The sequence below is a fragment of the Peribacillus sp. TH16 genome, assembly GCF_016651095.1.
In the GTDB taxonomy this organism is placed as follows: domain Bacteria; phylum Bacillota; class Bacilli; order Bacillales; family DSM-1321; genus Peribacillus; species Peribacillus butanolivorans.
The window spans coordinates 521747-542141 of sequence record NZ_JAEKEM010000009.1 but is presented as its reverse complement, the minus strand read 5'-3'; the positions used below and the strand labels follow the sequence as shown (position 1 = coordinate 542141).

Here is a 20395-nt window from a genome sequence, read left to right as displayed (position 1 = left end):
ATACCACCAGACATAGATCGGTAAACTATTGGAAGACATAAAAAGAGGATGATCGCCATTTGCGACCTTCCTCTTTTTCTTGCATATGCTATTGATTCTGTATTGGTTCGAGCCATTCTTGTGCCCAGTGTTGAATTTCAGTCATTACGGGCGCAAGAGCTTTGCCTTTTTCTGTTAAAGAATATTCAATCCTGACAGGTGTCTCTGGATAAACGTCTCTTTTTACAATACCTTCAAATTCCAAGTCCTTTAAACGTTCAGAAAGAATCCTGCCACTGATTGGGAAGGCAGATTCAATATTACAAAACCGTTGAGGGCCAGTAAGCAATTGATTGACAATCAATCCAGTCCAACGTTTACTCAAGATTTGCATGCCTTTTTCAAATCGCGGACAAAGTGTCGTATTATTCATCATATCACCCCATTATTATATATTATAATGCATTTACCGCTTCTGTAACAACTTTACCGAATATTATTTAGTTACTAGAGACGTTTTAGTATAAAAAATATATTAGCTTACTTAAGGTATAATATAAGATGTTAGAAAAATTTTCGCCTCGAAAATGCCACATTTTAAAAGAAATGATCATTCAAAAAGAAGTTCCTTTAGAGATAAAATGAGAAATGTGGTACTTTATTAGTGAACTAAAAGTTTGTGTAAATGGAAGGATTCGTGGGATAGATGAGTGATTTACTGCAAGAGGCCGTATCCTTTATCAGGAAATGCTATTCAGAATTAGTAAAAACAGAAGAAGAAACGAATAGTAGAATTGAACATATTAAAAAGGAAATTATAGATACAGGTAGATATGAACATACATTAGAAGAATTAGAACATGGTGCTAAATTAGCATGGCGTAATAGCAATCGCTGCATTGGTCGCTTTTTTTGGGAATCGTTGAGAGTGATTGATAAAAGGATGCTTCAAAGCGAAGAAGATATTTCATCCGCTCTTTTTGAACATATTGGTTACGCTACGAATAATGGAAACATCAGACCTGTGATTACGATTTTCAAACAAAAAGATGATGAAAAAAAGGTGGATATTTGGAATCACCAGCTTATCCGCTACGCAGGGTATGAAACAGAACATGGTGTTATTGGAGATCCAAGTTCAGTAGAATTTACGAAGCAATGCCAAGCATTAGGGTGGGAAGGGAAATTTGGATCTTTCGATGTTTTACCACTTGTAGTCCAGTTGGACGGAGAAGAACCGAAACTTTATGAAATTCCTAAAGAGCTAGTTAAAGAAGTTCCAATCAGCCATCCTGAATTTTCCTGGTTCACAGATCTTGAGATTAAATGGTATGCAGTTCCAATCATTTCAGGCATGAGACTTGAAATCGGCGGTATTACATATACTGCTGCACCATTTAATGGCTGGTATATGGGGACGGAGATTGGTGCGAGAAACCTTGCAGATGAGGATCGCTACAATATGCTTCCCAAAATAGGCGAGAAGATGGGTTTGGATATTAAACGAGAATCTAATCTATGGAAAGATCGAGCCTTGATTGAATTAAATGAAGCGGTCCTTTATTCCTTTAAAAAATATGGCGTTAGCATTGTGGATCACCATACAGCCGCTAAACAGTTCAAGAAATTTGAGGAAAGAGAATCCTCTTGTAACCGAAAAGTAACGGGGGATTGGACATGGTTAATTCCCCCAGTCTCACCAGCTACGACACACGTTTTTCATAAACCGTATAACAATGAAATAATAAAGCCGAATTTCTTTTATCAAAAGCCTCCATATAATTAGAGGTTTACGTTAACTTACACTGGGTATATTTATATTAATCCAACGTAAGGAGGAAGGTAATGATGGCATTAGGAAGAAACGTAGTATTGCTAGGAGTCGGAGTTGCCGGAGTCTCGTTTTTATCAACAAAAACGAACAGAGGAAAAGTGAAGGATATATGGTCCAATGCAAAAGATAAGACTATGAGCTTATGGCAAAAAAAACATTCAGATTTGGATCCTTTAATTGAAAAGGCAGGTCACCCGGATCCATATGATCATGAAGATAATAAAATGGTTGACGAAGGTGCTATGTACAGTGTGAACTACTATAATAATGCGAAGCATGGATAATTAAGTGAAGAATCGCTTGGGGATGTCCCCAAGCGATTTTTTTATGATATTATTCTTTGGCATTTTTATAAAATTTCTTGCTTTTTAAAGTAAACAATCAGAAAATTTTGAATTTATATTAGGTAGTTTCAAGGTGGGAAATTCGTTATTGTGCTTTATTAGAATAAGGATTAAGATAAAAGAATCGAAAGGAAGTGGATACAAGTGAGCAGCAGTTCTTATGATCCTGAACCCAGAAAGCAAGAGGAAGCCAATATGATGCTAGACGTCGAGACTGTTATTCTTCCTGAGTATCTGCTCGAAGAAGGTAAATAGTGCTTTCTCTATAGAAGAGGAGGTCAACTAAATGATTGAAATCTACAAGACGAATGAAAACCGTATTCTGAATAAAACCGGGGAAATGACAAAAGGTTCTTGGGTGAACATTGTTGCACCAACAGAAGCCGAAATTGAATATATATGTACGACTTTGCAATTACCGATTAATTTCATGAAAGATCCGCTAGATGATGAGGAACGGCCACGAATCGAAAAAGAAGATGATAATGTGTTAATTATCGTCGATTTTCCTTATTTGACTCAAGACGAAGCGAACCTGCCTATCTATGAAACGATTCCCATTGGGATGATCTTTACCAAAGACTGTTTTATTACAGTATCATTAAAAGATACCCCAATATTAACAAACTTTAAAAACAATAAAATCAAAGGTTTTTTTACAAACAAGAAGACAAGGTTTGCCTTGCAATTATTATTTGAAATTTCATCTTATTATTTACGTTATCTAAAACAAATTAACAAGATGACTAATGAAGCGGAACGTGAATTGCACCAGTCAATGAAAAACAAAGAACTATATACATTCTTAGCATTGGAAAAAAGCCTGGTTTATTTTACGACATCATTGAAATCTAATAGGGTTGTTCTTGATAAAATTCTCCGTTTTAATTATTTGAAAATGTATGAGGAAGATAAAGATTTACTAGAGGACGTAATTATCGAAAATGCACAAGCTATTGAAATGGCAGAAGTGTATCTATCGATTCTTAGCGGGATGATGGATGCGTTCGCTTCGATTATATCCAATAATGTTAATAATGCTATGAAGTTCCTAACATCAGTTACGATAATATTAACACTCCCAACCATGGTGGCAAGTTTTTACGGAATGAATGTAGAACTCCCGTTTGAACATAGTTCGTTTGCATTTATCTTTACTTTATTAATTGCTATTACTTTAGCGGGTACAACAGCATTTATTTTTTGGAAAAAGAAATATTTTTAAGGTTAACCGGCTTACACGTAAGCCGGTTTTGTTATGAATCCTCAAAATATTCTTCAAAGCCTTCACTGCTTATTCTATCGGTATAGGGGTTCTTATCCGTTACATTCTTTGTATCTAAATTTGTTTTAATGACTAGTCTGGGGCTTTGTGATGATTGAGCAATGATACGGTCATTTAAGTCCTTAAAATCTGGTAACTCCTTATTGCCGGGATTGTTTGGTTCCAAAAAAATCACCTCCACTTGTATCTTTGCAAAAAATGATGCAATGTATTCATGAATATGCTCGTTGATGGAAATCATAAAAGAACAAGAGGAGGAGATTATGATGACTACATGGAATGAGCAGGCAGCTCCTGATAATAATTTAAAGGCAACTGATATAAAACCAGAAAGAGCTGTAAAAGCAAAATCGAAAACAATGATCATTGATGAAGATCAATTGAATGATGTGAAAATTCAACAGGAAATCATGAATCAGAATATATAATAACAAAAGGGGCCTAGTTTTAGGCCCATTTTGTTATTATGAACGTTTCTGCTTTTTTTGTGATGAGGATCGGGTAAAGGAACCAGTTTCTTTCGTTGTTGTACCTTGTCCCTCTATTTGTGAAGAACCTAAACGAGTTTGCGATGCGTCTTTTTTATTTTTTCCATTCATATTTATCACCTCGACATTACTTTTCCTATTTCCTTTGCATCCTATACATATATTGAAGGTAAAAAGGACAGCTTAGCAAGTAGAGGAGGTGTGTGTTGATGTCAAAAATCGGTGTTGAAGAATCATTAACGAATATTCAGGAAGCACTTCGTGAAAAAGGTTTTGATGTTGTGGAGATTAAACAAGAAGCTGACGCAAAAAACTTGGACTGTTGTGTGGTAACAGGTTTGGAAACTAATGTGATGGGAATAATCGATACTTCATCTAAAGCTTCTATCATAGAGGCAAATGGTTTATCGGCTGATGAAGTGTGCCGCGAGGTTGAAAATAAAATTAACTCTATTCAATAGTACAAAAAGTGCCTAACCCTCTTATAGGGTTAGGCACTTCTTCTGTTCAGGGCTGAGCTATTGAAATAGCAGCGTTTAATTCAACTTCTACATTGCCTTTGATGGCTCGGGAAATCATACAACTTGATTCCGCTTTTACTGCAAGTTTCCGGGCTTTTTCTGCCTCCTTTTCCGATGTAATGGATGCTAATACGAGAGTTGGCCGATGAATGATTTTCTTGTAAGTGAATACACCATTCGTAACATCCACTAAGGCTTCTGATTGCATAGTCAAACTGACCTTTTCAATTTTACTTCGCTCTAACATGGCAGCAAAGGTAATGATATAGCAAGTCGAAGCTGCTCCGAGCAGCATTTCATCCGGATTAGTTCCAATCCCAGGTCCTTCCATTTCGGTTGGCACGCTTATTTGGGTCTGAAGATTCCCCGATTGAATCGTGCCGATATCATTTCTTCCGCCTGGCCATTCCGCGCTTAAATGAAAGTGATGCATCGTCATATCTAAAACCTCCTTAATATTCTTTTAGTGTAAACGAATAAACAGGGTATGTATTCGATTTTGCTCGTAAATCAGGAAGTAATCTCATACATATTGAATTCATATGGAAAGCAAAAATTAATAAAGCTAGTGAAACAAAAAGGCAGAGGCATTAGGCTATTTTAAGCACCATAATGGATAGGCTTTTCTATAATAATATAAATCGCTTTATAAAAAGATAGATATTTCATTACGGGAGGGTTGATAAGTTGACAACATTAAGTAATATGTTCGATTTAACGAATAAAACGGCTATTATTACTGGAGGCGGTAGAGGGCTAGGCAAACAGATAGCTTTGGCGCTGGCAGAGGCAGGAGCTAATATTGTTATTGCCTCACGCAATCTTTCTGTATGTAAAGAGGTTTGTGACCACTTACAATCAATAGGAATTAAAGCGATCGCCTTTGAATGTGATATTACCAATAAGAGTGACATCGAGCACGTTGTAAAAGAAACTGTTTCTCAATTCGGTGCCATTGATATTCTTGTCAATAATAGCGGTACATCTTGGTCAGGCCCGCTATTGGATGTTCCTGAGGATAAATGGGAGAAAGTGTTGAAGGTAAATGTTACGGGTACGTTCTTGTTTTCGCAAGCTGTAGCAAAGGTCATGTTACAGCAAAAGTCCGGTAAAATCATTAATATTGCATCTGTGTCGGGTCTTGGCGGTTCGATACCTGAAGTATTGGATACCATTGCTTATAACACAAGTAAGGGCGCTGTGATAACAATGACTAAGGATCTAGGGGTTAAACTTGCTAGACACGGGATTCAAGTCAACGCGATAGCACCAGGCTTTTTCCCGACTAAAATCACAAAAAAAATCCTTGAAGAATCCAACTTTGACATCGTAGGTCAAACTCCGGCTGGCCGGTTTGGTAATGAAGAGGATTTAAAAGGAGCCGCCGTTTTTTTAGCCTCGAAAGCGTCCGATTATTTGGTTGGACATGTTTTAATCGTTGACGGAGGTATAGCAGCATTAGCATAATCCGAGAAGAGAGGAACGATATATATGGCAGAAAAATCAGATTTATATAAAGAGCTAAAAGTGTTTGGCAAACAAAAAGAGCAACAGTTGAATAGTAAAATTCAGGAGTTAATAAATAATAGGGAGTTAATAGAATCAGTTAGTAGAAGTTCACAAATGCAGGTTCCAGAGATAATAAAGATGCAGGAGGCCTCAGAAAGAAGGTCCATTATCATGAATTATCCCACAAAAAAAGATGTAGCCAATATTGCGAAATTAGTCCTCCAGCTCGAAGAAAAAATTGACAAATTAGAAGAGCTACTTTCCACTGTAATTCCACAAAGGGATGGGTTTCTTAGAAGTCAACCTTCTTTGAGTGATTTAGGGGTCGTTTATTCATTAGGTAGTAAAAAAATGAAATCAAGAGAGGAATCTAATAAAAAGGAAGTTAGTAAAAAAATGAACTCAAGAGGGGAATCTAACAAAAAGGAAGAGAATAGAAAAAGGATTTTAGATTTAATAAACCAATTACAAGATTTAAAGTTTGTTGGACAGGGGAATAGAAATGTCTAAACGAAAAGTGCCAAAAAATCAACCTGAATTGATTTCTAAATGGAAACATTTTTCGGATATTCCCAATCAGCCTATGCCGGAAATGGGATTAACACCAAAAATTTCGGTGTGGAAAAAAAATAAATCTACACTTTGGTATTATCCGGCGGTAAAAAAAAAATATAACGTGCCGGTTTTTCTAATTTATTCACTCATCAATACCCCGTTAATTCTCGATTTAGCTCCAGGTAATAGTTTAATAGAAGCTTTTGTAAATGAAGGGTTTGAAGTGTATTTGCTTGATTTTGGAAGTCCAGGCTATGAAGATGGGGACATCTCGATTGATGATTATATCGTCGATTACATTCAAAAAGGAGTCCAGCGCGCATTGCGACACTCCGGAGCGTCAGAGATAACTGTGATGGGTTTTTGTCTTGGAGGTACAATAGCTGCTATGTATGCGGCTATTGCAGACGAGCCTGTTAAGAATTTAATTCTCTCCGTTACACCTATAGATTTTAGTGCCTCCCAATCTTTTGATCAATGGCAAGCTGCAATAAAAGATGGTACCGCAGATTTTGACGAGACGATTGACATTTTTAAAACGATCCCAGCTAGTGAGGTTAAATATGGAATCCGCTTGATCACATCACCTATCTATATATCACCCTATCTGTCTTTATTAAATCAAGCTGATGATGAAGAATATGTTCAACATTGGCGTCGATTCAATGCGTGGACAAATGGACACGTGCCTTTAGCTGGAGCGACTGCAAAACAGATAGGTGAAGATCTTGTGATAAACAATCGTTTGGTTAAGGGGAGTTTAAGAATCAGAGGAAAAAAAGCTAGGCTATCCAATATTGACGCTAGTGTATTAGTATCAGCAAATGAAAATGACCGTCTGGTACCGCAGGAAATGATTAATCCGGTTATGAAGCATTTGACTTGTAAGGATAAGACGTACATTCTCCTACCAAGTGGACATGCTTCCAAGGAGTATGTGAGTGGACTCCCACTTTACCTTAAGGAATGGCTTCCGAAGCGATCTTCTCCAATAAATAATTAACAGTTTTTGAAGGGAGATGTATGATGTACGTGGTAAATGAATATGAAAATTTTAAAATTATGCCAATTATAGGTTATTTAGGGTATGCGCCTGTAGTATTCACAAGATTTTTTGGAACAATTCCAGATTATATCGGTTGAAAATAGTAGGGCTGGCTCGGAAGTTGAGCCAGCCCTACTACGTTATGAGTTATATTTTTACTCGATCTTCAAGTAGGGAGAAGGTTTTATCACCTGGGTAGGCAGTGGGTTTTCCAAATGGCATCGGTGCAATCAGCTTCCAATTCTGATGAATGTTCAATGTCTTGCTCATTTCGACACTAATTTAGGGATTATAGTGCTGAAGGCTGCTCTGAACCCTTTAATTTCTAAGGCTGTCCAAACGACAAACTGAAAAATCCCTGACGATTAGTTGGACCAAATCGGGAAGTTTTCAGCATACAATTTAAATGGCTCTTGAAGACCTTTAATAAAAGCCTGATAATCAACAAATAAAAACTTACCATATCCATTTTCATCTACTGATTGTCTGAAATTTTTTTATAATAAGTAGAAATAAATGGTCGTATTTTTTTCATAGTATTTTCTATAAGTGAAAGGCAAGAATGGTTGACAAAAATATCACTCTAGTTTATCTTTAAATCAAGATATTTGGATTAAAAGTATTGTTCTTTATGCTGATACCTCGAAGTCGAGATATTAATCACAGGTTAATTTATCTCTCTAAAGGGGAGATATATATATAAAGGAGTGGTACAGATGGAATTAAAAGGATTGCATCACGTTTCGGCGATTACGGCGAGAGCGGGTGGGAATTTTGATTTCTACACGAAAACGTTAGGGTTGCGATTAATCAAAAAAACGGTGAATCAGGATGATATTCGTGTGTATCACTTATTTTACGGAGACGAGGCAGGTTCTCCGGGGACAGAACTAACGTTTTTTGAAATACCTCAGGCTGCCCGTACACATGAGGGGAACAATAGTATTTCAGAAATTGCTCTAAGAGTGAAAGATAATAAAGCGCTGGATTTTTGGAAAAAACGGTTTGTAGAATATAATGTTGAGCACGACGAAGTAACGACTCGTTTTCAACGACAGGTACTTGCATTTAAAGATCCAGAAGGGCAGAGACTACTACTGGTTTCCGATCAGGATAATAAAGGCGTTCACGGAGGAGTGCCATGGGATAAGAGCCCGGTACCGAAGGAATTTTCTATCCTTGGATTAGGACCAGTTAAGCTTACAGTTCCTAATATTGAACCGACTGAAAGAGTACTTACTGAGGTGTTGGGGTTCAGGAAATCAGGCGCTTATTCATCATCTATAAGGGGTCAAAGCAAGATTATCGTTTATGAGACAGGCAAAGGTGGAAGTGGTGCAGAAATTCATATTGAAGAGCGGAATGACTTGCCGCGTGAACGACTAGGAAGGGGAGGCGTACACCATGTTGCCTTTCGTGTCGATAACGAAGAAGAACTGAGAAAATGGATAGAAAAATTAAATGATTCAAGTTTAATAAACTCTGGGTTTATTGACCGTTTTTACTTTCGTTCCCTCTATTTTAGGGAACCAAATGGTATATTGTTTGAACTAGCAACAGACGGACCTGGTTTTGCAACGGATGAAGAAGAGCAATACCTAGGAGAGTCTTTGGCCTTGCCACCCTTTTTAGAATCAAAAAGAGCGGATATAGAGGCGAATTTAAAACCACTAAATACAAAATCTACATTTTAATTGAATTGAAAGGTGGTTGACACCATGCGAAAGCAGACAAAAGGAATTCATCATATAACCGCCATAGTAGGTAATCCGCAAGAGAATGTGGATTTCTATGCAGGGGTATTGGGAATGCGAATGGTGAAAAAAACTGTGAATTTTGATGATCCAGGTACCTATCATTTATATTTCGGAGATGAATCAGGTTCACCTGGCTCCATCATCACTTTCTTTCCGTGGCCTGATGCATACCAAGGAAGAATTGGTTCCGGACAAGTAGGGATTACGACATATGTCGTTCCAGAAGGATCTATTGAATTCTGGGAACTACGTTTATCCAAATTTAATATTGAATTCGAGAAAGCCACCCGTTTCGGAGAGGAATATCTCGAATTTAACGATCCTCATGGTTTGCACCTTGAACTTGTCGCTCGTAAAGAGGGTAAAAATAGCGAGTGGTCATTTGGCGGTGTGCCTGCTGATAAGGCGGTCAAAGGGTTCGGTGGCGCGATATTATTGACGGCAAAACCGGACAAAACGATGAAACTATTAGAAGAAGTGATGGGATTGAAGAGAATTGCAGAAGAAGGGGACTTTATTCGCTTCAAATCCAATTCAGACATCGGGAATTTGATTGATATCAAAAAAACTATTATGCCAATTGGGAAAATAGGAGTAGGGACAGTACATCATCTCGCATGGCGTGCGAATGATTTTGATGATCATAAGGATTGGAGAGAGCATATCGGAAGCTTTGGCTATGGAGTGACACCTTTTACGGACCGTCAATATTTCGATGCCATTTATTTCCGTGAAGAAGGCGGCATTCTTTTTGAAGTTGCCACAGATCCACCCGGATTTGCTCACGATGAATCGAAGGAAACAATGGGAAGTAAATTAATGCTGCCACAATGGTTGGAAGAAAAGCGAGAAATTATGGAAAAAACGTTACTTCCGGCTGTACCAAGGGTTCTTAAGGAGGATATATAATGTTAATGAAACATATTTTTGAAAAAGGAAGTAATCCAGGAGCTCCGTTACTTTTGCTTTTGCATGGTACAGGGGGAACGGAAACAGACCTTTTACCATTAGTAGAAATGGTTTCACCAGGTTCATCCGTATTGAGTGTGCGCGGAAATGTTCTTGAAAACGGTATGCCCCGTTTTTTTCGAAGGTTGGCTGAGGGTATTTTTGATGAAGAGGATTTGATTTTTCGTACAAAAGAGCTTAATGACTTCTTGGATATAGCAGCCGAAAAGTACGATTTTGACCGTGAGAATGTGGTAGCATTAGGTTATTCTAATGGTGCGAATATCGCTGCAAGTTTGATGTTTCATTTTGAAGGGGCATTAAAAGGGGCAATTCTTCACCATCCAATGGTTCCTAGACGAGGGATGACTTTGCCGTCACTTTCCGATGTACCTATCTTTATTGCCGCTGGGAAAAACGATCCGATTTGCCCGGCTCAAGAAACGGGTGAACTTTTGCAACTCTTACAGCAAGCAGGTGCGACAGTCGACATTCACTGGGAAAATCACGGACATCAGTTAACACGATCAGAGGTCGAAGCAGCTAGTTCATGGTTTCAAAAACATTTATTGAAAGATTGAAAGAGGGAGAGAAGATGATTTCAGTAAATCCTGAAGGTCTAAGTGAACGGGAAAATTATAAATTTTTGACTGGAAGTATTATTCCAAGACCCGTAGCCCTTGTTACCACACAATCTGAAACTGGAGTATTCAATATAGCGCCGTTTAGTTTTTTTAATATAGTCAGTTCTAATCCTCCAATGATTTCAGTATCCGTTCAAAGGAAAAAAGGAGTGTCAAAAGATACTGCACGAAATGCGATTGAAACCGGTGAATTTGTTGTTCACATCACTGATGAAGACAATGTTGTAGATGCAAATCAAACGGCAGCAGAACTCCCAGCTGAGGAAAGTGAATTAAGGCTAACTAATTTCACGACGACGGCTAGTGATAAGGTTGCGGTTCCTGGGTTACGAGAAGCGAAGGTACGCCTTGAATGCAAACTTGAACGGGCTATACCATTAGCAGGTTCATCAGATAAACCAGGTTGTGATTTGTTGATAGGGAAAGTAGTGTGCTACCATATCAAGCAAGACATCTATCACAATGGTCGAATTGACCAGAATGGACTCAAACCTGTAGCCCGGTTAGCTGGTCATACGTATACTAAACTAGGCGAGTTATTTGATCTTGAACGTCCTTAAAAATCACATTTGGATAAATCAATGGCGACATCTTTTTTAGATGTCGCCATTGTTCTTACTGTTATTTTTTAAGATAAAGACTTTATTCATGTAGTTACATGTATTTTTTGTTTGTCCCTTAGTGGGGCAAGTAGACCCTTAATGCCTAATGCCGACAGGACCTAATGGGATGCTGAATGCAAGTGCGTTTATATCTTTTGTAATAACAAGTAACCCTGTTAAATCAACATTTTCATTTTAGGCTCATCTTTTGACGTATCATCTGTCATTACAGTCCTTCTTTTTAAATGGTCAAAATTGCAAGCGATATTGAGAAATTTGTTTCGGACTCTTTTCTAATATCAGGTCTAACCTAAAAGCTGCAATGAATACATTAAAAAGATGTAAGTAAAATGATTAAGGGGGAACTCAGTTGTCAGAAGGATTACATAGTATCATCTTACCCGTTTCAATTGAAAATGTATGGGGGTTTGTCAGTGTCATTGATCTATGGGCGCCTCTGGTCCCAGGATATATTAGTCATGAGATAATAAATGATGAGACACTCGTATGGGAGTTTAAAAGCGATTTGGGATTAATGAAAAAGAAAATTAAACTTGAAGTTGATATATTAGAATGGAACGAACCTAATAAGGTAACATTTAACCTTCGGGGATTAAATGAAAAATTTGATGGATATGGTTACTTTTTTGCTGAACAGATCGGGAAAGGACAGACTAAGATGACTGGTTGTCTTGCGATAATGGCTAAAGGAGCTAAAGCACCGATTGTAAATGCTTTGTTAAAATCCTACGTTCCCCAAATGACTATTGAATTTTCAGAGGCTATTGCACAAAATCTCCTTGTACAAAAATAGAGTATTTACCTATCGAATAAGGGGTATTTGATATAAATACTTGACAAGTATACCTGAGAGGTATGTATTATGAATTGTAAGGCGATAAGATTTATTCTATACATTCATTCCATATGGGACTAAACGTTGGATGGTATGCCTGATAAGAATAATAAGTTACAAGGGATAGGAGGTCAACCTCACACATGGAATATGAAAAGCAAATGAAAAATAGAGTTAAACGAATTGAAGGACAGCTTCGAGGGATTTTGAAAATGATGGAAGAAAATAAAGACTGTAGAGATGTCGTAACACAGTTATCTGCCACTCGATCTGCAATCGACCGTACAATTGGTGTAATTGTGAGCTCCAATCTTGTAGAATGTGTCCGGGAAGCTAATGAGACAGGTGAAAAGAACCCTGAAGAACTTGTTAAAGAGGCAGTTAATTTATTAGTGAAAAGCCGATAAAATAAATGAGTTAAATACAATGTATCCTGTATATTGCAATGAAAGTTTGTATAAGAAGATTAAAAGTCACCCTGGCAGTTATGGATGTTTTAAGGGTTGGTTCGAAAATACTTAAATAGAGATAGGCCCCTACAGGAAGGGGCCTATTTTTGCGAATTTTTGTTTTCTTTTTTCTAATAGGCAAATCCTTTGATATAAAGAATTTGCATGTTATCCTTAAAGGGATAAAAGTTGAGTGAGGGTATGCTATGGAATTTACGCATGTTACATCGGTTTTGTTAGGCCTCGTTATTATTCTTAATATTCTATTTGCAACGATTGTTATATTTTTTGAAAGAAGAGAAGCGAGCACGACCTGGGCTTGGTTATTGGTGTTATATTTTTTACCTGTAGTCGGTTTTATTTTATATCTTCTTTTTGGAACAAGTTTGAGGCACGCTCACTTATTCCAATGGGAGGATAAGAAAAAAATTGGGATTGAAGAAATCCTTGATAAACAGATGGAAGAGCTTTCTACGGATCACTTTCCTTTTCGAAATACCTCTTCGAGCAATTACCGTGATTTGATTTATATGCACCTTCGAAATAATGATGCAGTTCTGACGGAAGATAATCATGTCGATATTTTTTCGGATGGAAGAAAGAAGTTTGAACAGCTTTTTAAAGATATCGAAGAGGCAGAAAACCATATACATATACAATATTATATTATTCAAAGAGACGGTCTCGGAAAACGGTTCATTGAGGCTTTGACGAAAAAAGCAAATGAAGGTGTCAAAGTCCGCCTGCTTTATGATGAATTAGGGTCAAGGGGAATGACAAAAAGTTTTTTCAAGGACTTTAGGCAGGCAGGCGGCAGAGTGGAAGCATTTTTTCCATCCAAGTTAAAATTTATTAATTTACGTTTGAATTTCCGTAATCATCGAAAGCTCGTCATCATAGATGGAAAAGTAGGGTATGTTGGGGGCTTTAATGTCGGAGATGAATATTTGGGGCTTAATCCAAAGTTCGGTTATTGGCGTGATACACACCTTAGAATAAAGGGATCTGCGGTCAAAGCCATTCAAACTCGTTTTATTCTTGATTGGAATCAGGCTTCAAAAAATCATGATATTATTTATCAGCCACATTATTTTCCTAATTTGAAGCCTCAGGGTAATATTGATTTGCAAATTGTGACAAGTGGTCCTGATTCTGAATGGGAACAAATAAAAAATGGCTATATTAAATTAATTTCTTCAGCAAAGAAATCGATTCTGATTCAAACACCTTACTTTATACCGGATGCTAGTTTATTGGATGCACTCCGGATTGCCAGCTTGTCAGGGCTGGATGTGAAAATCATGATTCCAAATAAACCTGATCATCTTTTCGTTTATTGGGCAACAACCTTTAATGCAGGGCAGTTATTAAGAGCGGGAGCTAAGGTATACATCTATGATAACGGTTTTATACATGCGAAAATGATTGTTGTGGACGAAGAGGTCTCTTCGGTCGGTACTGCTAACATTGATGTCCGGAGTTTTAAATTGAATTTTGAAGTCAATGCCTTTATTTATGATGAAGGAATGGCCGAAACGCTGACGAAAAATTTTTATAATGATGTAGAAGTTTGTAGACAACTAACAATTGAAGAGTTTGAAAAACGTTCAAAGTGGATTCGTTTTAAAGAGTCCATAGCAAGGCTGTTATCACCCATTTTATAATTTTTATTCGGAGCAGCCAAACACTATACGGGCTGCTTCTTTTGGTACAATAAATAATAATCAATGAAAGGGAGGAATTGTGGTGAAGACTTTTATAATCACAGGAGCTTCGAGAGGATTAGGTGCAGCTATTGCTAAGCAATGCTTGCAGAAAAGTGACCATTGTATTTTATTATCCCGTACAGCTCATCCTGAAATGGTGGAAATAGCTGCTCAATCCGGAACAAAACTTACTTTTATTTCCGTTGATTTAATTGAAATTGAGCAGCTTACTTCGTTAGTCAATAAGATTCTTGAAGAGGTCGATGAAAAAAGCGAGATTTACTTTGTTAATAATGCTGGTGTAATTGAACCAATCAAGCCGGTAGGAAATCTGGGACAGGAAAGTTTGGAAACCAGCATGCGAGTAAATTTTATGGCACCAGTAGTATTAGCAGATGCATTCGTTAAACGAACAAACCATTGGGACCGAAAGAAGGTTATGGTCAACATTTCTTCAGGAGCAGCGAAAAATCCCTATCATGGCTGGGCTGCCTACTGTAGTACAAAGGCGGGACTTGAAATGTTCACCCGTGTTGCAGGATTGGAACAGGATAAGGCGCCTTTCCCTATGACTCTCATATCTTTTTCACCAGGTGTAATGGACACAGGGATGCAAGAAACAATTCGTTCAGCTAATGAACAGGACTTTTCCGACAGGGAAAAATTTCATGACTATAAAGAAAAAGGCAATCTAAGAAGCCCAGAATTCGTTGCGGAAAAACTATTGGAGCTACTCGAAGTGGATGAGTTGGAAAATGGGAAGTTTTACGATATTAAAAGTTTACTTTGAGGTATAGAAGAAAAGCTGGGATGGAAACTTAGCAAATAGTATTAAAAGTAAGAGGCTGTAAAAATTCGAACGTTGATTTCCACTCCAGGCACTCGCTTTCCGCGGGCGGTCAGGGAGCCTCCTCGGCGCCTTTGCGCCTGTGGGGTCTCCCTTGGACACGCTTTTCCCGCAGGAGTCTCGCACCTTCCGTTCCAATCAACTTTGTTTTAACAATTAGAAATAAACACTTTTTCCTACAGTCTTTTTTGTTTTAATATAGGAGTATTAAAACTTGAGGTGATGACGATGCTTTCGAAACATAATTCTATTCAGCGAGATCAACTTGAAATGATTACTTTGGATCAACTGGTGCCAGCGAACCATTTGGTTCGTAAAATTGAGGGGGCCATTGACTTCACTTTCATTTATGACTTGGTGAAAGAGATGTATTCAGAGATAGGCCGCCCAAGTATTGATCCAGTTATTTTAGTTAAATTGACATTCATTCAATATACCTTCGGTATTCGTTCGATGCGTAAAACGATTGAAGAAGTTGAAACGAATATGGCTTACCGTTGGTTTTTAGGTTACGGTTTCCATGATAAAGTACCTCACTTCTCAACGTTCGGGAAAAATTATGAGCGTCGCTTTAAAGATACAGACCTGTTTGAACAGATTTTTTATCGTATCTTAATGACAGCCTCAGAAAGAAAGTTAATTAGTGCAGAGCACGTATTCGTTGATTCAACACATGTGAAAGCCAGTGCGAATAAGCGGAAATTCGAAAAGAAAATCGTTCGTAAGGAAACACGAGCATATCAAGGACGCCTTCAAGAAGAAATAAATCAAGATCGTGAAAACAATGGAAAGAAGCCTTTTCCACCGGATAAATTTGATAAAGAAGAAACCAAAGAAATTAAAGAAAGTTCAACTGACCCTGAGAGTGGCTACTATGTAAAAGATGAACGAACAAAACAGTTTGCCTATTCATTTCATGCGGCTGCAGACCGCAACGGTTTTGTGCTGGGGACGATTGTAACACCAGGAAATACGCATGATAGTCATATCTTAGAGCCTCTTGTTGAACAAGTGATTGAGAAAGTTGGAAAACCTGAAGCTGTTGCCGCAGATGCAGCTTACAAAACACCAGCCATTACAAGCTACCTTTTTGGGAAAGAAATCACACCAGCTTTACCCTATACACGTCCACGAACAAAAGAAGGGTTCTTTCGCAAGCATGACTATGTTTACGATGAACATTTTAATTGTTATCTCTGCCCATCGGGCGAGATTTTAAAGTACTCAACAACAAATAAAGAGGGCTATCGCGAGTACAAATCACCCAAACACACTTGTGCGACATGCTCATTTTTATCACAGTGTACAGTAAGCAAAGACCATCAAAAAGTGGTGACACGCCATATCTGGCAAAATTATATGGAAGAAGCAGATCATCTGCGTCACCACAAGGATGTAAAACCTATATATGCGAAACGCAAAGAAACAATAGAGCGTGTATTCGCAGATGCAAAAGAAAAGCATGGTATGCGTTGGACTACTTTAAGGGGACTTAAAAAATTGTCGATGCAGGCGATGCTTACATTCGCTGCCATGAATTTAAAGAAGATTGCCAATTGGACATGGCAAGGTCCAATAATGGCTTAATAAAGTGGGCTCGTAGAGGCCCAATCTCTTAATCTTGATCAAAATTCAAAGGGAATTTCAAAAGGGGTCCAGAATTAAAACATTCTGGACCCCTTTTGTCTACAAACTGAGAGGTTGTCCTTTTGGACAGCCTCTTTTCATTTTAAAGCAGTGATGATAATATATTTTTCTCTTTGTACACTTTTTACCATTTTGACAAGGTTCTCTCCATGTAAACCAATTTTCTTTGCTTCATATGATTTTCGAAGTACATTTCATAAAGAGTGTAAGTAGTTTGCAGCCAGACCAATAGAAATGGTTTTGTTGACAATTTGATAATTCCTTTAAATTAGCCTCCTATGACTGTTTTTTTGCGTCATGTATAAAAGTGCGGGGAGACTGGAATATTGTAAGTTTTATTTACAAATCAATCAGTATAGATTAATAACATGGCGACTCTGAGTGTCAATATATTCAGAATATGCAACACGATGAAAATTTGATAATTCGTTCTATATAAATGCCCGAATAACATACACTTTTTCGAGGGAGTGGGAGGGTTTTGAATGACGATCGTTATTGTGAAAAAAGGTGCTAGCCTATGGGAAATTGCTAAAATGAATAAGGTTGACCCATCGAGGATAGTCGAAGTTAACGGATTGGAATCAACAGCACTGGTTCCGGGTCTGGCGTTGTATATCCCGGATGACAAAGTGGTGAATCGAACGTATCTTATAAAAAATGGTGATACGCTCTCTGAAATTGCCCGACGTTTTGGAACAAGTATAGCGGCCATCATGAAAGCAAATCCAGGGCTTGTTGCAAGCTCACTTAAGGTCGACACGGAAATTTTGATTCCGTCTCCTTATAAAAATCAATTGATCACGCTTGGGTTTGCCTTCCCAACTTCAGGTGGAGTAGTGTTTAAAACGCTTGAGGAGAATGGTGATAAGTTATCCTATTTAGCAATTGTAGCTTATTCCTTTACCAAGGAAGGCTATGCATTCGTTGATGGTGATGATCTCCCTCTTATCGCGAAATGCGAACAGACCGGGGTGACGCCACTATTGATGATCCGGAATTTTCAAGACGGTGATTTTGATGCTGACTTGGCGGGTGAAGTTCTCACTAGTTCGATTTACAGAGGGAATTTGATTAATAGTATGCTGAATATCGTAAGGGAGAAAGGCTATGGGGGGGTCAGTATGGACATCGAATTCATCCCTCCTGCAAGACGGTCTGATTATGTGCTTTTTTTAAAAGAATTAAAAGAGGGGTTGAACGAACTAATTCTTCATGTTAACGTACATGCAAAAACTTCAGATAATCCTGACAATCGAATTGTAGGCGGTCATGATTATCGGGGAATTGGAGAGGTAGCCGACCTTGTTGCCGTGATGACAATTGATTTTGGGTATCCAACGGGCCCACCCGAACCAATTTCTCCACTTTGGTGGATGGTCGAGGTTCTTCGTTACGCTTTAACGAATATCCCTGCGTATAAATTGCAGTCGGCATTTCCTATGTATGGATACGATTGGATTGTACCAAGCAATGAGACGAAGGCATTATCAGCGCAAAATGCACAAAATCTTGCCATTGCGACTGGCTCGGAAATCTCTTTCGACACGTCAGCGGCATCACCTACCTATTCTTATAGAAAAGAAAACTTGGATCATGTCGTTTGGTTTGAAGATATCCGTTCGATAAGCGCAAAATATGAAGTGATTGATTCCTATGAACTGATAGGTGCCACCTATTGGCAGATTGGTTTGGAATTTCCGCAGAATTGGGCGTATATGGAACAGAATATTATAATTATAAAATAGAATGTTTTGGTGTAAGTAATGAGCATTAAAAAGAGAATATCGATCAACCGTGCAATTTTGGATCGTTCTGTTGGCATGCTGTTAACGGGTCCAAGCAAGTTCCTACCGAGGAAAAATATGAGGACAGGACAGCCAATCATGATCAACACAGCCTTGGGTGTCATAAAAAGGGAAAGGAGCTACGAAATGAAAGCTCCTTTCAAATACAGAAACAAATGGAGGTACAGTTACACAGACAAGAAGGCTTGCAGTGAGGATTTTATATTTCTTTCCCTTGAAAGTCCTTCCTTTTCCAAATCGCATAAAGAAAGGCAATGAATATTAAAATTGAAGAGAATTGGAAAGTTGTTTTGACACCGTATGTTTCCGTTATATAGCCTAGAAGCAGAACGGAACTTGCAAAGGTAAGATTGATAACAGCTCCCCAAACCGCATATATTTTTGCTAATGTTTTTTCCGATGCTTGATCTTGGATAAGCTTGGTGTAAAATACATCCCGAATTTGTTCTGGGAGGCCGTACAGACATGCTAGCAGCAAAGCAATTGCTGGATTAGTGTTGGCACCGAATAGCAGTGTCAGTAGGGCACTGAGAAATAGTCCGAAAACAATGAAAAAGCAGATATATCTTTCTAGTAACTTTGCAAAACGGATGACAAGCAATCCACTAACAATCATGCCGATAAAGTAGCTTGTGTTAATATACCCCCACCATTGCTCTCCTAGTTTTAAGTTCTGTTCGACATATACATATATAATAGCAGCGATCCAGACGCTAGATGCTAAAGTTGTTATAAAATCAAGGGAGATGAGTGTACGGATAGTTGGTTTTTTTCGGATCGCCACCCATCCGGATTTAATCGAATCCCGACTTGATGAAAGAATGGTTTCTGCTGTTTGTTCAGTGATTTCAATTTTTATGGTACAGATTGTTGAAACGGCATAAAGTATAACTGTCATCCAAATAATAAAGCTACTGTTGGTGGATATTAATAAAACAGAACCAAGTGGCCACCCTGAGACAAAGATTGTCTGGGTGATTACATTCAAAAAACCATTTGCCCTTATCAATTCTTCTTTTGGAACTAATTGAGGAGTCAAAGCTGCACTTACCGGGGCAGCTACTCCATCTAATAATGAAATCATGGCGATAAAGATTAGAGCTACCACAGCAAAAGCTTGATTAAAATTAGTTATATTGATTCCTAGTATAATGAGTAAGATAGTTTTCCACAATTGTGATAGTACAAGGATTCGTTTTAAAGTAAATCTGTCAATAATGAGAGGTGCAAGTAAACTGCTGATAAACCGAAAAATCGTTGTTGTGAACGGAAGCAAGCTCAAATAAAGAGCCGATCCTGTTAAGGCATATATAAGTGAAATCAACCCGACTACATAAAATATATCTCCAAGATTAGCAAACGCCTGACCAATCCAAAGGTGGCGAAACGATTTGTTCTTCATGATTACCATCCTTTTGAATGAATAATGTTATATGGTATTAGAATGGATTTTTAAAATTACACTGGATTCACTCCTTAAAATTAATAGGTTTATGAGCCGGGTTAGTGGCTGTTTAATATAGATAATTTTACCATAATTTTAGCTTCGTAATCCGAAATACTTGAATATT

General features: G+C 37.9%; 24 protein-coding genes. 18 read left to right on the top strand and 6 right to left on the bottom strand.

Annotated features, from left to right (window positions below):
• Positions 1-88: 88 nt before the first annotated feature.
• A complete protein-coding gene (locus JFV29_RS16560) occupies positions 89-412 on the bottom strand; it encodes a winged helix-turn-helix transcriptional regulator (protein ID WP_053346472.1) in 324 nt (107 codons plus the stop codon).
• Positions 413-685: 273 nt separating this feature from the next.
• Here JFV29_RS16560 and JFV29_RS16555 point away from each other — a divergent pair, with 273 nt between their 5' ends.
• The 3 genes from JFV29_RS16555 to JFV29_RS16545 all read left to right on the top strand — a co-directional run bounded on the left by JFV29_RS16555 (position 686) and on the right by JFV29_RS16545 (position 3382).
• A complete protein-coding gene (locus tag JFV29_RS16555) occupies positions 686-1765 on the top strand; it encodes a nitric oxide synthase oxygenase (RefSeq protein WP_201185294.1) in 1080 nt (359 codons plus the stop codon).
• Positions 1766-1827: 62 nt separating this feature from the next.
• Positions 1828-2097 carry a hypothetical protein gene (locus JFV29_RS16550; RefSeq protein ID WP_242486902.1) on the top strand — a complete coding sequence of 90 codons (270 nt, stop codon included), beginning with the start codon at positions 1828-1830 and terminating at the stop codon, positions 2095-2097.
• A 346-nt stretch (positions 2098-2443) separates the two neighbouring features.
• On the top strand, positions 2444-3382 hold the full coding sequence (locus tag JFV29_RS16545; protein ID WP_201185292.1) for a magnesium transporter CorA family protein: 939 nt from the start codon (positions 2444-2446) through the stop codon (positions 3380-3382).
• Positions 3383-3413: 31 nt separating this feature from the next.
• Here JFV29_RS16545 and JFV29_RS16540 read toward each other — a convergent pair whose 3' ends face one another.
• The gene (locus JFV29_RS16540; protein WP_201185291.1) at positions 3414-3608 is read right to left on the bottom strand and encodes a hypothetical protein; all 195 of its coding nucleotides are present in this window, start codon (positions 3606-3608) and stop codon (positions 3414-3416) included.
• Positions 3609-3672: 64 nt separating this feature from the next.
• On the opposite strand from JFV29_RS16540, the gene JFV29_RS16535 reads away from it, so the two are divergent.
• Complete coding sequence (locus JFV29_RS16535; protein WP_201185290.1) at positions 3673-3870, top strand: hypothetical protein; 198 nt, start codon at positions 3673-3675, stop codon at positions 3868-3870.
• 36 nt (positions 3871-3906) lie between these two features.
• Here JFV29_RS16535 and JFV29_RS16530 read toward each other — a convergent pair whose 3' ends face one another.
• A complete protein-coding gene (locus JFV29_RS16530; RefSeq protein ID WP_201185289.1) occupies positions 3907-4041 on the bottom strand; it encodes a YuzL family protein in 135 nt (44 codons plus the stop codon).
• Positions 4042-4139: 98 nt separating this feature from the next.
• On the opposite strand from JFV29_RS16530, the gene JFV29_RS16525 reads away from it, so the two are divergent.
• Positions 4140-4391 (top strand): YkuS family protein, encoded by a 252-nt coding sequence (locus tag JFV29_RS16525; RefSeq protein WP_056520657.1) that lies wholly within the window; start codon positions 4140-4142, stop codon positions 4389-4391.
• 46 nt (positions 4392-4437) lie between these two features.
• On the opposite strand, the gene JFV29_RS16520 is transcribed toward JFV29_RS16525, so the two are convergent.
• Positions 4438-4890, bottom strand: a complete 453-nt coding sequence (locus JFV29_RS16520) for an OsmC family protein (protein WP_201185287.1) — start codon at positions 4888-4890, stop codon at positions 4438-4440.
• A 266-nt stretch (positions 4891-5156) separates the two neighbouring features.
• Between JFV29_RS16520 and JFV29_RS16515 the strand changes: the two genes are divergently transcribed.
• Genes JFV29_RS16515 through JFV29_RS16505 form a run of 3 tightly spaced genes read left to right on the top strand, consistent with a single transcriptional unit; the run spans position 5157 to position 7518 of the window.
• Complete coding sequence (locus tag JFV29_RS16515; RefSeq protein WP_201187906.1) at positions 5157-5918, top strand: SDR family oxidoreductase; 762 nt, start codon at positions 5157-5159, stop codon at positions 5916-5918.
• A gap of 24 nt (positions 5919-5942) precedes the next feature.
• On the top strand, positions 5943-6470 hold the full coding sequence (locus JFV29_RS16510; RefSeq protein ID WP_201185285.1) for a hypothetical protein: 528 nt from the start codon (positions 5943-5945) through the stop codon (positions 6468-6470).
• The gene (locus JFV29_RS16505; protein WP_242486901.1) at positions 6463-7518 is read left to right on the top strand and encodes an alpha/beta fold hydrolase; all 1056 of its coding nucleotides are present in this window, start codon (positions 6463-6465) and stop codon (positions 7516-7518) included. The genes JFV29_RS16510 and JFV29_RS16505 overlap by 8 nt, the downstream gene beginning before the upstream one ends.
• A 189-nt stretch (positions 7519-7707) precedes the next feature.
• Here the strand turns inward: JFV29_RS16505 and JFV29_RS31190 are convergent, their stop codons facing one another.
• Positions 7708-7830 (bottom strand): hypothetical protein, encoded by a 123-nt coding sequence (locus JFV29_RS31190; RefSeq protein ID WP_274607004.1) that lies wholly within the window; start codon positions 7828-7830, stop codon positions 7708-7710.
• 446 nt (positions 7831-8276) lie between these two features.
• Here JFV29_RS31190 and JFV29_RS16500 point away from each other — a divergent pair, with 446 nt between their 5' ends.
• The 10 genes from JFV29_RS16500 (at position 8277) to JFV29_RS16455 (ending at position 18764) form a co-directional block, all read left to right on the top strand.
• Positions 8277-9254, top strand: coding sequence for a ring-cleaving dioxygenase (locus JFV29_RS16500; RefSeq protein ID WP_201185283.1), 978 nt, complete (start codon positions 8277-8279; stop codon positions 9252-9254).
• Positions 9255-9278: 24 nt separating this feature from the next.
• Positions 9279-10226 carry a ring-cleaving dioxygenase gene (locus JFV29_RS16495; RefSeq protein WP_201185281.1) on the top strand — a complete coding sequence of 316 codons (948 nt, stop codon included), beginning with the start codon at positions 9279-9281 and terminating at the stop codon, positions 10224-10226.
• Between the two features lie 5 nt (positions 10227-10231).
• The gene (locus JFV29_RS16490) at positions 10232-10846 is read left to right on the top strand and encodes an alpha/beta hydrolase (protein WP_201187902.1); all 615 of its coding nucleotides are present in this window, start codon (positions 10232-10234) and stop codon (positions 10844-10846) included.
• A gap of 14 nt (positions 10847-10860) precedes the next feature.
• Positions 10861-11469, top strand: coding sequence for a flavin reductase family protein (locus JFV29_RS16485; RefSeq protein ID WP_053348102.1), 609 nt, complete (start codon positions 10861-10863; stop codon positions 11467-11469).
• Positions 11470-11881: 412 nt separating this feature from the next.
• Positions 11882-12325, top strand: a complete 444-nt coding sequence (locus JFV29_RS16480; RefSeq protein ID WP_201185280.1) for a CoxG family protein — start codon at positions 11882-11884, stop codon at positions 12323-12325.
• A 185-nt stretch (positions 12326-12510) separates the two neighbouring features.
• Complete coding sequence (locus JFV29_RS16475) at positions 12511-12774, top strand: metal-sensitive transcriptional regulator (RefSeq protein WP_053346459.1); 264 nt, start codon at positions 12511-12513, stop codon at positions 12772-12774.
• Between the two features lie 248 nt (positions 12775-13022).
• The gene (cls, locus tag JFV29_RS16470) at positions 13023-14480 is read left to right on the top strand and encodes a cardiolipin synthase (RefSeq protein ID WP_056520642.1); all 1458 of its coding nucleotides are present in this window, start codon (positions 13023-13025) and stop codon (positions 14478-14480) included.
• Between the two features lie 82 nt (positions 14481-14562).
• Positions 14563-15312: a (S)-benzoin forming benzil reductase gene (locus tag JFV29_RS16465; RefSeq protein ID WP_201185279.1), complete on the top strand. Its 750-nt coding sequence runs from the start codon at positions 14563-14565 to the stop codon at positions 15310-15312.
• Between the two features lie 285 nt (positions 15313-15597).
• Positions 15598-16956: an IS1182 family transposase gene (locus JFV29_RS16460; RefSeq protein WP_201185073.1), complete on the top strand. Its 1359-nt coding sequence runs from the start codon at positions 15598-15600 to the stop codon at positions 16954-16956.
• Positions 16957-17501: 545 nt separating this feature from the next.
• Entirely contained in the window at positions 17502-18764 is a 1263-nt protein-coding gene (locus JFV29_RS16455; protein ID WP_201185278.1) for a glycosyl hydrolase family 18 protein, read from the top strand.
• Positions 18765-19023: 259 nt separating this feature from the next.
• On the opposite strand, the gene JFV29_RS16450 is transcribed toward JFV29_RS16455, so the two are convergent.
• On the bottom strand, positions 19024-20226 hold the full coding sequence (locus JFV29_RS16450) for an MFS transporter (RefSeq protein ID WP_201185277.1): 1203 nt from the start codon (positions 20224-20226) through the stop codon (positions 19024-19026).
• Positions 20227-20395: the final 169 nt, after the last annotated feature.

What these genes read in the sequence shown, in the direction of transcription:
- JFV29_RS16560 (WP_053346472.1), bottom strand. Translation starts at nt 412, where the DNA reads ATGAATAATACGACACTTTGTCCGCGATTTGAAAAAGGCATGCAAATC.
- JFV29_RS16555 (WP_201185294.1), top strand. Translation starts at nt 686, where the DNA reads ATGAGTGATTTACTGCAAGAGGCCGTATCCTTTATCAGGAAATGCTAT.
- JFV29_RS16550 (WP_242486902.1), top strand. Translation starts at nt 1,828, where the DNA reads ATGGCATTAGGAAGAAACGTAGTATTGCTAGGAGTCGGAGTTGCCGGA.
- JFV29_RS16545 (WP_201185292.1), top strand. Translation starts at nt 2,444, where the DNA reads ATGATTGAAATCTACAAGACGAATGAAAACCGTATTCTGAATAAAACC.
- JFV29_RS16535 (WP_201185290.1), top strand. Translation starts at nt 3,673, where the DNA reads ATGGAAATCATAAAAGAACAAGAGGAGGAGATTATGATGACTACATGG.
- JFV29_RS16530 (WP_201185289.1), bottom strand. Translation starts at nt 4,041, where the DNA reads ATGAATGGAAAAAATAAAAAAGACGCATCGCAAACTCGTTTAGGTTCT.
- JFV29_RS16525 (WP_056520657.1), top strand. Translation starts at nt 4,140, where the DNA reads ATGTCAAAAATCGGTGTTGAAGAATCATTAACGAATATTCAGGAAGCA.
- JFV29_RS16520 (WP_201185287.1), bottom strand. Translation starts at nt 4,890, where the DNA reads ATGACGATGCATCACTTTCATTTAAGCGCGGAATGGCCAGGCGGAAGA.
- JFV29_RS16515 (WP_201187906.1), top strand. Translation starts at nt 5,157, where the DNA reads ATGTTCGATTTAACGAATAAAACGGCTATTATTACTGGAGGCGGTAGA.
- JFV29_RS16510 (WP_201185285.1), top strand. Translation starts at nt 5,943, where the DNA reads ATGGCAGAAAAATCAGATTTATATAAAGAGCTAAAAGTGTTTGGCAAA.
- JFV29_RS16505 (WP_242486901.1), top strand. Translation starts at nt 6,463, where the DNA reads ATGTCTAAACGAAAAGTGCCAAAAAATCAACCTGAATTGATTTCTAAA.
- JFV29_RS31190 (WP_274607004.1), bottom strand. Translation starts at nt 7,830, where the DNA reads ATGAGCAAGACATTGAACATTCATCAGAATTGGAAGCTGATTGCACCG.
- JFV29_RS16500 (WP_201185283.1), top strand. Translation starts at nt 8,277, where the DNA reads ATGGAATTAAAAGGATTGCATCACGTTTCGGCGATTACGGCGAGAGCG.
- JFV29_RS16495 (WP_201185281.1), top strand. Translation starts at nt 9,279, where the DNA reads ATGCGAAAGCAGACAAAAGGAATTCATCATATAACCGCCATAGTAGGT.
- JFV29_RS16490 (WP_201187902.1), top strand. Translation starts at nt 10,232, where the DNA reads ATGAAACATATTTTTGAAAAAGGAAGTAATCCAGGAGCTCCGTTACTT.
- JFV29_RS16485 (WP_053348102.1), top strand. Translation starts at nt 10,861, where the DNA reads ATGATTTCAGTAAATCCTGAAGGTCTAAGTGAACGGGAAAATTATAAA.
- JFV29_RS16475 (WP_053346459.1), top strand. Translation starts at nt 12,511, where the DNA reads ATGGAATATGAAAAGCAAATGAAAAATAGAGTTAAACGAATTGAAGGA.
- cls (WP_056520642.1), top strand. Translation starts at nt 13,023, where the DNA reads ATGGAATTTACGCATGTTACATCGGTTTTGTTAGGCCTCGTTATTATT.
- JFV29_RS16460 (WP_201185073.1), top strand. Translation starts at nt 15,598, where the DNA reads ATGCTTTCGAAACATAATTCTATTCAGCGAGATCAACTTGAAATGATT.
- JFV29_RS16455 (WP_201185278.1), top strand. Translation starts at nt 17,502, where the DNA reads ATGACGATCGTTATTGTGAAAAAAGGTGCTAGCCTATGGGAAATTGCT.
- JFV29_RS16450 (WP_201185277.1), bottom strand. Translation starts at nt 20,226, where the DNA reads ATGAAGAACAAATCGTTTCGCCACCTTTGGATTGGTCAGGCGTTTGCT.